General features: G+C 62.2%; 8 protein-coding genes. 1 reads left to right on the top strand and 7 read right to left on the bottom strand.

The features are described from left to right. Positions 1 to 533: 533 nt before the first annotated feature. The 3 genes from IEX43_RS15690 to IEX43_RS15680 are packed head-to-tail and all read right to left on the bottom strand — an operon-like array spanning position 534 to position 1825. Positions 534 to 962: a hypothetical protein gene (locus IEX43_RS15690; RefSeq protein ID WP_188812449.1), complete on the bottom strand. Its 429-nt coding sequence runs from the start codon at positions 960 to 962 to the stop codon at positions 534 to 536. Then, complete coding sequence (locus tag IEX43_RS15685; protein WP_188812447.1) at positions 959 to 1375, bottom strand: helix-turn-helix domain-containing protein; 417 nt, start codon at positions 1373 to 1375, stop codon at positions 959 to 961. Before IEX43_RS15685 ends, IEX43_RS15690 begins: the two co-directional genes overlap by 4 nt. 36 nt (positions 1376 to 1411) lie before the next feature. After that, positions 1412 to 1825, bottom strand: a complete 414-nt coding sequence (locus tag IEX43_RS15680; RefSeq protein ID WP_188812445.1) for a hypothetical protein — start codon at positions 1823 to 1825, stop codon at positions 1412 to 1414. Positions 1826 to 2251: 426 nt separating this feature from the next. On the opposite strand from IEX43_RS15680, the gene IEX43_RS15675 reads away from it, so the two are divergent. Further along, positions 2252 to 3481 (top strand): SIR2 family protein, encoded by a 1230-nt coding sequence (locus IEX43_RS15675; RefSeq protein ID WP_188812443.1) that lies wholly within the window; start codon positions 2252 to 2254, stop codon positions 3479 to 3481. Between the two features lie 233 nt (positions 3482 to 3714). Here IEX43_RS15675 and IEX43_RS15670 read toward each other — a convergent pair whose 3' ends face one another. From IEX43_RS15670 to IEX43_RS15655, 4 genes are all read right to left on the bottom strand, one after another. Next, positions 3715 to 5766 carry an ABC transporter ATP-binding protein gene (locus IEX43_RS15670; protein WP_308422247.1) on the bottom strand — a complete coding sequence of 684 codons (2052 nt, stop codon included), beginning with the start codon at positions 5764 to 5766 and terminating at the stop codon, positions 3715 to 3717. Continuing rightward, positions 5763 to 7508: an ABC transporter ATP-binding protein gene (locus IEX43_RS15665; protein ID WP_188812441.1), complete on the bottom strand. Its 1746-nt coding sequence runs from the start codon at positions 7506 to 7508 to the stop codon at positions 5763 to 5765. The genes IEX43_RS15670 and IEX43_RS15665 overlap by 4 nt, the downstream gene beginning before the upstream one ends. 73 nt (positions 7509 to 7581) lie before the next feature. Continuing rightward, positions 7582 to 9210: an SLC13 family permease gene (locus IEX43_RS15660; protein WP_188812438.1), complete on the bottom strand. Its 1629-nt coding sequence runs from the start codon at positions 9208 to 9210 to the stop codon at positions 7582 to 7584. 191 nt (positions 9211 to 9401) lie between these two features. Further along, entirely contained in the window at positions 9402 to 10694 is a 1293-nt protein-coding gene (locus tag IEX43_RS15655; RefSeq protein WP_188812436.1) for an ABC transporter substrate-binding protein, read from the bottom strand. Between the last annotated feature and the right edge of the window lie 113 nt (positions 10695 to 10807).

Genomic DNA, 10807 nt, shown 5'->3' with positions numbered 1-10807 from the left:
GGCCCCCACCGGCAATATCAATGGCCCCGAAGGGCAATATCCAGTGGCCTCCAGACCTTCAAATACTCACCTTATGGGCACATCCAATTCCGAGGCGGCCGCTTTCAAGCCTGGTCTCCACCAGGATCGGCCCTTCAAAGCAAGATTTGAACCTCTGAGGGCTCGAGCACGTAGACTTCAAGATTTTTTGAGCAATCGGGCATGTCGCGGTTGCCCAAGTCCGCCGATTTTCTCGCCATGATGCAATTTCCTCTCGTGGGAAACAGCGGAGCACCTGCGATGCGTCCGAACCATGCTCTCTCCGGCGCATCCCATTCGGCGTCGAGGAGGCTGCCCCCGGTATCTGGACTCTTGGCCAGCAGGCTGGCCGCTGGGTGTGTTTCTGCATGGGAGTAGCGACTGGTCCCCGCCTTCGTTGCAGGGTGGGAAGGTCGAAACCGTGTTAGGCGGGCCGAACGCCAAACATGAAAATGGAGCCTTCTCTGGGATCGACCCCGCCTTTAGTTCATCAAGCGATCGTACTCCCGATCGCTTTAGTCGTTCTCTGTGCTGACATCCAGCCACTTGGCTTTTGGTGTTGTACGCGGGAGAGGTCCGTCCATTTGGACGACGCCTAACAGTTGTTGACTGGCGGCTGCGGCTATGTCGTATAGCACGTGGGGCACCGACGTGTCCGTCGTCACAGACCTAAGGACGTCTTCTGATATTTCCTCGCGATAGTCGTCGTCGAGGAGACAATACGCGACGACCGTCACCGCAGAGGTCGTTCTGTTGCCCTTCGCGACGAGATGTCCTAATACGAAGATGCTGGATGATCCCACATGATCAGCACGGGTGGACCATTCGATTTCCATGTCGTGATGTTCGCTAGAGTCGACGGCCGCTTGAACTGACAGAACCTTAAGTCCCTCAATTTTGAGGTGGTGTCTCAGGATTTGCTTAGTCCTGCTCTTCTTGCTCAAAGCACAGCCTCAGCCTGCTCCATCTCAGAGTAGACGGCCGAAAGGCTGCCACTCCCGATCTTCTTGCTGAAGAGGGGGACCACATTCGCTGCGTACTCTAGGACCTCTCTGTCGCGCGCGGAAGGCTCTGCGTCCTCTACTCTGTGACGGATTCGAAGCCCGACTGCTTGTGCATAGCGTCGAATGGTTGAGAGGTGAGGATCTCCACCGAGTCGTTCGAAGTTAGAAACGGCTGAGGGGTCGCGCCGCATTTTCGCAGCCACATCGGCTTGCCGAAGACCCTTTTTGATGCGCATGCGGATCAGTTCCTGAATGAACTCGTGGTCTTCCTCGGCCAGTTGCACACCCAAGAGATCTTCCGGATTGTCGAGATCCAAACCGAGCATTTCGAGAATCTTGCTGTTGGACGTCATGACTTGAGGTTAACCGCAAGTAGAGGGCTGCACAAGTTAACTCTTCCTCTGTTGCTTCATCCAAAGGGTCAGGCGATCGCCCGCCTCCCGGATGTCGTCATTCTGCATTTTCTTCCAGTCATGTCCGTACTTGTACCCGAACTTCAGTGCCAAGAGAACCCCAGGAAACCCGGATGGCTCGGCGAAGTACAGGCGGTACTTATCACGACCGATATTGACGATGAGCTCACCAACCTCCTGGTTCAATCCCATTGGGTATTTCACTACGGACTCATCCCATACGGTCTCCCCCCGCTCGGCGGTTTCGAGGATGGGAACTAAGGTAACGGCAATCTGTGGATCAGCAGCAGCTGCGAGCTGAATTTCAAGCGCGACCTGGGGTGCATAGTCCCACTCGCCGCCACCACCGCCTTGGAGCAGTTTTAACGCGGGCTTGCCAGCTTCACTCAATGAGATCTGTCCAGCCCAAGGCGCCCCCATCTGGGGTGGAGGAGCGGAGCGACGTCATGTCTGGAATTAAATCACGCCGTTGGACAATTGCATGGAGCGACTTAGGGGTAACTCCTTGGCAACCGCGCAAGTCTGGGTTCTCGGATTTGGCAGGTAGTGCTTTCCGACACCCGTGGCCTTCGTTCAAGGTGATTCAGACGAATCCTTTCGTCCCGTCGGTCTGGCGTGACTCAAAATGGCATGTTCGAGTTTCTTTCATGAATTCACATGTTCTGGGTGGCTTCTTTAAGGAGCCAGTCGGCACGATCAGCCGATGGACATGGCAGCATCAACCAACGCGAGATCCAGCCGTGTGGGGTGGACGCCGAGCCATTTCCCCCGGGTGGGCTCGCGCCGGGAAAGCGCGCTTACCGGTATGTTGTGCCTATGACTATCGACGGGGCCGGCAAGGTGACTTTTCTTCTCGGGGCCGGTGCCTCTGTTGACGCAGGGTTGCCAGTCTCGGTAGAGCTAACTCGGGTTATCACTCAGCGTCTGGACACTGGCTGGGGACGGTCTCCCGTGTCGCAGGCACTTCATGTAGCGATCGGGGCAATTGTCGCGCATGACACGGCCCGGGGGAAGAGCGCTTATGACGGTATAGATGTTGAACGGATCTTCGCCTCCATACAAATGCTCGCACGAAGGAATGATCATGAACTTACGCCGTTCGTGGCCGCTTGGAGTGGGGGAATCGATTCGTTTGGAGCTAACGGACGGCTGCCTGCGTTTTGGGGTGGTGAGTTCAGAAAGGCAGTCCACGACGATCGCTTTGGCACTTCTTCTCTGGAACGAAAGTTCAAGGAGGGTGTTGAGGCTCTCGCTAGGACTATTGACTCGTCCGAAATATATCGTCGCTTAGAGCAAGAAATGATTGAAAGTCTGGTGTCAACTCTCGAGGTTTCGGCCGAAAGCGTAGAGTATCTCTCCCCCCTGCTTAGAACTGCTGAGTCAACTACCGTTCAGATTGCAACGCTCAACTATGACAACAGCGTGGAATTACTGGCTAAGCAGCAGGGTGCTGACCTTGATACCGGCATCGAAAGCTGGCTGGGGGGTTACAAATGGAGTTGGCGTCCTGAGGCCAACGTTCGTCTCCTGAAGTTGCATGGCTCACTTGATTGGCGTCTCCGAGTTCGACGCGAAGACGGCGAACGAATCGCGGTTGACCGCGTCCTGGTCGGTGAGGATGACGACCGAAAACTATGGGGAAGCAATATGGGCGTGGTGTTTGGGCAGGGCTCAAAACTACGTGCCGACGGCCCTTTCTTGGCTATGCTGATCGAATTTGATCGGTTTCTGGAATCCACAGAACACCTCGTCATAGTCGGCTACTCCATGCGTGATGAGCACATCAATGCTGCTTTACGTCGCTGGGTAGTGGAGCACCCGGAGGGAAGGCTTTCGATAGTGGATCCCGGGTTTCCGGATATTGCTGATGCCCAATACGACGTGCCTTTCCAACGGGATCTCGTTGAAGCCTTCTGTGAATTCGACGAGTCTGGATCCCGGCTGGGTTACCCGCGGACACCAACTGCCAATCTTGTTGTTATTCGTAAGGGGGCAAGAGACGGCTTAGCTGAGGTTTTCGAGCGGGTGTTACCCGGGTTCGAATAAGTCCAGTGAGGGTGTGACGTTCTATTCACCCCGGCTCGGCATGTTCGTCCCAAGCCGTAAGTACAGGGTTCTTGCATGAGTGGCCGGCGTTGAAGTCGAAACGGACTTCACAACCGGGGAACTGCGGCCACGAGGAGTGTACAGCTGCTTCGGAGTGGAGACAGTACAGAAGCCGGGGCCCTTCTGAGGGGAGCACAAGCTGAAGGCGGAAAACCATGAACGGCCTTCGCCCCTTAAACCTCCGCCACCGGAGCCGCGAACTGCGCCTCGTACAGCCGCGCGTAAGCTCCACCAGCAGCCAGCAGTGAACCGTGCGTCCCCTGCTCCACGATCTGGCCGGCCTCCATCACCAGGATAAGGTCGGCGTCGCGGATCGTGGACAGGCGGTGCGCAATCACAAAGGAAGTACGGTCGCTCCGCAAAGCACTCATGGCCTTCTGCACCAGCACCTCGGTCCGGGTATCCACCGAAGACGTCGCCTCATCCAGGATCAACACTGACGGCCGGGCCAGGAACGCCCGCGCAATCGTCAGCAGCTGCTTCTCCCCCGCGGACACATTGGAGCCCTCGTCCTCCAGCAGCGTGTCGTACCCGTCAGGCAGTGACCGCACGAACCGGTCCACATACGTCGCCCGCGCCGCCTCCAGGATTTCAGCATCGGTAGCCCCAGGCCGGCCGTACGCAATGTTGTCCCGGATCGACCCCGCAAACAGCCACGTATCCTGCAGCACCATCCCCATCCGCGAGCGCAGCTCGCGCCGCGGCACGGAGGTGACGTCCACGCCGTCGAGCGTTATCCGCCCCGCATCAATCTCGTAGAACCGCATCATCAGGTTCACCAGGGTGGTCTTCCCCGCCCCGGTGGGCCCCACAATCGCCACCGTCTGCCCCGGCTCCGCCACCAGGGACAGCGAAGAGATCAGCGGCTGCTCCGGCGAATACGAGAACGAGACATCCGAGAACACCAGCCGCCCCCGCCCAAACACCGGCCCCGCAGAAGGCGCAGGCTCAACAGACTCCTCGTCCTCGTCCAGCAAAGAGAACACCCGCTCCGCGGACGCCACTCCGGACTGCAGCACGTTGGCCATGGACCCCAGCTGCGCCAGCGGCATGGTGAACTGCCGCGAGTACTGGATAAACGCCTGCACGTCGCCCAGCTGCATCGCCCCGGACGCCACCTGCAGTCCGCCCACCACGGCAATCCCCACGTACACCAGGTTCCCGATGAACGTCATGGCCGGCATGATAAGCCCGGAAATGAACTGCGCGCCAAAACTGGCCGAGTACAGCTCCGCGTTCTTCTGCCGGAACCGCTCTCCCACCTCCTGCTGCCGGCCGAACACCTTCACCAGCGCATGCCCGGTGTACGTCTCCTCGATCTGCCCGTTCAGCTCCCCCGTGTGCTTCCACTGCGCCACAAACAGCTTCTGCGAGCGCTTGGCAATCAGCGCAGTGATCCCCAGCGTCAGCGGAATGGTCACCAGCGCGATCAGCGCCAGGGTGGGCGACAGGATAAACATCATCACCAGAACGCCCACCACGGTCAGCACCGACGTAACCGCCTGGCTGATGGTCTGCTGCAGGCTCTGCGAAATGTTATCCACGTCGTTCGTCACCCGGCTGAGCAGCTCGCCGCGCTGGATCGAGTCGAAGTACCGCAGTGGCAGCCGATTGATCTTCGCCTCGATCCGCTCCCGCAGCCCGAACACCGTCCGCTGCACCACCCCGTTCAGCACATACGCCTGCACCCACATAAACGCCGACGACAGCACATACAGCACCAGCGCCCACGTCAGCACACTTCCCAGCGCCGCGAAGTCGATCCCCTGCCCCGGCACCAGGTCCATAGCACTGAGCATGTCCGCGCGCTGCCCCTCCCCGGACGCCCGCAGCTGCGCAATCACCTGCTCCTTGCTCACCCCCGCCTGCAGCTCCCGGGACACCACGCCGGCGAAGATCAGGTTGGTGCCCTCCCCCAGCAGCCGCGGCCCGATCACGGACAGCGCCACCCCGGCCACCGCCGTCACGAACACCAGCAGCAGCCACGCCCGCTCCGGCCGCAGCGTCCCCATCAGCCGCTTGGCCGACGGCCAGAAGTTCATCGCCTTCTCCGCCGGGACGTTCATCCCCGCGAACGGCCCGCCCCTTCCCGGCCCGCCCACCGGACGGGGGATGCGTACGACGTCGGCGCTTGCCGTTTTGGCCGCGGGTGCGGTTCCGGAGCTGGTCCCTGGAGCGCCGCTTCCGGAAGAGGCGGACGACGGCGGACGGTGCGGCGCGCTCATACCGTCTCCTCCGCTGCCAGCTGGGAGGAGACGATCTCCCGGTACGTCCCGGACGTCTCCAGCAGCTCGCGGTGCGTTCCGCGCCCGACGATCCTGCCGTCGTCGAGCACCAGGATCTGGTCCGCGTCCACGATGCTGGACACGCGTTGGGCGATGATCACCAGCGTGGCGCCGGCGGTGCTGCGCTTGAGGGCCTGCCGGAGCCGGGCGTCGGTGCCGGTATCCAGCGAGGAGAACGAATCGTCGAAGATGTACAGCTCGGGCCGCTTGACCAGGGCCCGGGCAATGGCCAGCCGCTGGCGCTGCCCGCCGGAGACGTTGGTGCCGCCTTGGCTGATGGGCGCGTCCAGCCCCTCCTCCATCCGCTCCACGAAGTCGCGGGCCTGGGCGATCTCCAGCGCGGTCCAGAGCTCGTCCTCGGTGGCGTCCGGCTTGCCGTAGAGGAGGTTGCTGCGCACGGTGCCGCTGAACAGGTAGGGCCGCTGCGGGACCAGGCCGATATGCCCCCAGAGCAGGTCCGGGTGCAGCTCGCGGACGTCCACGCCGTTCATCCGGACCGAGCCTTCCGTCGCGTCGAACAGCCGGGGCATGAGGTTCACCAGGGTGGTTTTGCCGGCGCCGGTGCTGCCGATGATCGCCGTCGTCTGCCCTGCCCTGGCGGTGAAGCTGATCCCGCTGAGGACCGGCTGGTCGGCACCCGGGTAGGCGAATCCGACGTCGCGCATCTCCAGCTCGCCGCGGCGGCCGTCCTGTGCCGCCGTCGTACTAATGGGATGAAGCGGCGGCCGGACGCTCGACTCGGTCCGCAGCACCTCCCCGATCCGGTCCCCGGACACCGCGGCGCGCGGGATCATCACGGCCATGAACGTGGCCATCATGACGGACATCAGGATCTGCAGCAGGTAGCTCAGGAAGGCGATGAGCGTGCCCACCTGCATGGAGCCGTCCTGGATGCGGAACGAGCCGAACCAGATCACGGCCACGGACGAAACGTTCAGGACCAGCATCACCACGGGGAAGGCGAGCGCCATGAGCCGGCCGGCGCGCAGGGCGGTGTCCGTGACGTCCGCGTTAGCGCGGGCGAAGCGTTCGGTCTCGATGTCCTCGCGTACGAAGGCGCGCACCACGCGGATGCCCGTGAGCTGCTCGCGGAGGACCCGGTTCACGGTGTCGATCCGCGTCTGCATCTTGCGGAACAGCGGCACCATCCGGGCGGTGAGCAGGCCGACGGCGACCAGCAGCACCGGGACTGCGACGGCGATCAGCCAGGACAGCTGCGCGTCCTGCCGCACCGCCATGATCACGCCGCCGATGCTGAGCATGGGCGCGGTGACCAGCATGGTGGCGGACATGAGCACCAGCTGCTGGACCTGCTGGACGTCATTGGTGGACCTGGTGATGAGGCTGGGGGCGCCGAACTTGGTGACCTCCTGCTCGGAGAACTCCCCCACCCTTGTGAAGATGGCGTCCCGAAGGTCCCGGCCCACACCCATCGCCGCCTTCGCCGCGAAGTACACCGCGATCACCGCGCAGACGATCTGCAACAGGGTGATCCCCAGCATCACCCCGCCCAGGCTGAGGATGTAGCCAATGTTGCCCTTGGCCACGCCCTCGTCGATGATGTCCGCGTTGAGGGTGGGCAGGTACAGGGACGCGATGGACTGCGCGAGCTGGAAAACCACGACGGCGGCCAGCAGCTTGCGGTGCGGCCGCAGGTATTCAACAAGCAGCTTCCAGAGCATGGGCGGCTCCCTGACACAGTGTCCACAAGGTGTGGTGCGAAGGTCAGTTTACGTCCGGAGGCTGGGAAGTTCTCTAGAGCACCAGGCCCAATGCGAACGGGCCAATGAGCACGGTGAAGATGGTGATCAGGAGGACGCCCACCACGTTGAGCACGATGCCCCCGCGGACCATCTCGCTGATCTTGACGTTGCCGGTTGCGAAGACGATGGCGTTGGGAGGTGTTCCCACCGGCAGCATGAACGCGCAGGTTGCCGCCAGTGCCGCCGGGATCAGGAGCGCCATGGGGTCGATTCCGATGCCGATGGCTACCCCGCCCAGGATGGGGATGAAGGTGGCCGCTGTGGCGGTGTTGCTGGTGATCTCGGTGAGGAACAAGACAATCAGGACAACCGTGGCCAGCAACAGAATGATCGGCAGGGCCCCGAGGCCGCTGACCCGTTCACCGAACCAGGCGTCCAGGCCGGTGCCCGCCACCGCGGCAGCCAGCGACAGGCCGCCGCCGAACAGCAGGAGGACGCCCCAGGGCAGACCCTCTTCTGCGTCCTTCCAGTTGAGGGTCATGTTCCCCTGCTTGTCGCCGGGGATGATGAACAGCAGGGCACCGGCCGCGATGGCAACCACGGTGTCGTCGAAGATGTCCAGGAAGGGCAGTTGGTCACCCAGGTCGCCGATGTTGGACAGCAGTCCCGGCACAATCCAGAAAAATGCGGCGCCAACGAACACCGCACGCACAATTTTCTCGCCCTGGCTCATAGGCCCCAGTGCGGCGATCTCGTCATTGATGAGCTGCTTGCCGCCGGGCACCTCGTCCAGGTGGAACCGGAAGATCATCCGGGTGAGGAGCAGCCACGCCAGCCCGATGAACACAACAACAATAGGGACGCCGAGCATCATCCACTGGGCGAAACCGACGGTCTTTCCAAGTTCGTCACTGATGTAGCCGGCCACAATGGCGTTGGGAGGGCTGCCGAGGAGGGTTCCCAGCCCGCCGATGGTGGCGGACCATGCCACCGCGAGGACCAGGGCGACGCCGAAGACGCGCACTTCGCGGTTCTCGATGAGGTCACTGACGGCCCCGCCGGCCCGGAGTTCCTCGCCAACGTCTCTTCCACCAGTACCGACGGCGGCTTCCGCGCCATGCTTGCTGTTCTCCACCACGAGGGTCAGCACGCTCAGGGCAATCGGCAGCATCATCAGCGTGGTGGCGGTGTTGGACACCCACATCGACAGGAACGCGGTGGAGATCATCAGGCCCAGGATGATCTGGCGCGGGTGGGTTCCCACGCGCCGCAGGGTCAACAGCGCGATCCTGCGGTGGAGGTTCCACTTCTGCATGGCAATCGCGATCAGGAAGCCGCCAAGGAACAGGAAGACGATCGGGTTGGCGTAAGGAGCAGTGGTCTCGGCAATGGTCCGTTCCGTCAACACGGGCATCAACGCGATGGGCAGCAGCGACGTGACGGACAACGGCACAGCCTCAGTCATCCACCAGACCGCCATGAGGGTGCCGACGCCGGCCACCACGCGGGCGTCGTTGGACAGTCCGGAGCCGCTGAGGAGGAAGTAGACGATGACGCCGAGGGCCACTCCGAGGCCGCGGACCAGCCATGTACGGCTTGCCCGTCGGGGAGGCCGGCCTTCGCCGGGCTCCTCGTCAAACTCACCTTGCTCGGGAATTACCCTCCTGGACGGTTCGCTCATTTTCCGGCCTCCGCACGCCATTGTGTGAGTGAGTGCCAACAAAGCAGCAGCCGGCCAACGGGCCCACAACCCCCTGCTGGCGCCTACCCATCGTTTGGCCAGCGTGGATTCACACTGCTAGTCGGCCCAGTTCCGGCCGTGGCGGCGCCGTTCGCCAGTTGGCGCCGCCACCTCCCTTTATCAGCGCCTGGTCAGGCGTTCTGCTTGATAAGGTCTTCGGCTTCCTTGAACCATGCGTCGGCGGCGCCGTCGACAGTCAGCTTGCCAAAGTTCAAGTCGGAGGCGACACGCTTGAAGGACGCCTCGAGGGTACCGAAGCCGACGATCGGCGGCTCGGGTGCGTCCTTGAGGTACTGCTCGATGGACTTCTCGTAGTCCACCACGAGCTTGTCCGTACCTTCGAAGGTGGTGCCGTCGCGCTGGGTCTTCGACGCCGGGACACCGCGGGAGGTCTTGAAGATCTGTCCCACCTCGGGATCATTGACCATGAAGTCGATGAAGCGGCCGGCAGCGTCCTTGTACTTGGTCTTGGCGCTGGCCACCATCAGCATGGAGGGCTTCAGGAACAGGCCCAGGTTGTCCGGATCGTCCGAGGGCGGCGGCACCAGCTTGAGCTCCTTGGCGCCGGTGTCCGAGAGGTAGCCGGCCATGAAGTTGTCCCAAGTAAACTCGGTCGCTGCAGAGTTCGAGCTGAAGGGTGATTTCGGCGCCAACTGGGTGACGCGCTCTTCGGAAATCATGGCCGGGGTGCCGCGCAGGGCCGCGGTCGTATTCCACCACTTCTTCAGGTCATCCTTGGTGAAGCCGAGCTTGCCGTCCTCGGTGAAGGCCTCGATATTGTTCTGGCGCAGCCAGATGTTGAACATCCACCAGACGGACGTGTAGTCGCCGCCGCCGTAAATAGCGCCGTTGCTCTTGGCGCCCACCTCCGTCATGAAGTCGTTGAACTCCTTGTACGTCCATGTGCCGGTGGGCTCCGCGATGCCCAAGGGCGCCAGCTTGGCGGGGTCGTAGTAGACAGCGAACGCGTTGGTGCTGGTGGGGATGCCGTAGGTCTTGCCCTTGATCTGCCCCGAGGGCAGCAGGGACTTCTCGAACGCGTCCGTGTTGATGTTCACGGTGCCCAGGTCCAGGAGCTGGTTGCGCTGGCCGTAGTCACGCAGGTAGGACAGGTCCCACTGCATCACATCCGGCAGCCCGCCGCCGGCAGCCTCGGTGGCGCGCTTCTGCCAGTAGCCGGCAAAGTCGGTGAAGTTGCCGTTGACCTTGATGTCCGGGTTCTTCTCCTCGAACAGCGCGATCGCCTTGCGGGTACGCTCGGCCCGGTCATCGTTGCCCCACCACGTGTAGTTGATGGTGACCGGGCTCTCCGCGGAGCCCGTCTCTCCGGCACTGGTGCCGGTGCCTGTTCCACATGCTGCCAAAGCTGCGGCAGATGCGGTGCCGACGGCCACGGTGGTGAGGAAATGCCTTCTGTTGATCATGCGAGCCTCCTTGCTCAGTGTGTTGCCTGATGGTCCGGACATTCCTCTGTGAGGTGACCTGGATTACACGTTGTGAAACGTATCAGTCGCCAGCGGAAAAATCCAGAAACATT

This window comes from Pseudarthrobacter polychromogenes, assembly GCF_014644495.1.
Taxonomy (GTDB): domain Bacteria; phylum Actinomycetota; class Actinomycetes; order Actinomycetales; family Micrococcaceae; genus Arthrobacter; species Arthrobacter polychromogenes.
Note: the sequence above shows the minus strand (reverse complement) of the source record. Positions and strands in the feature narration are given on the sequence as shown.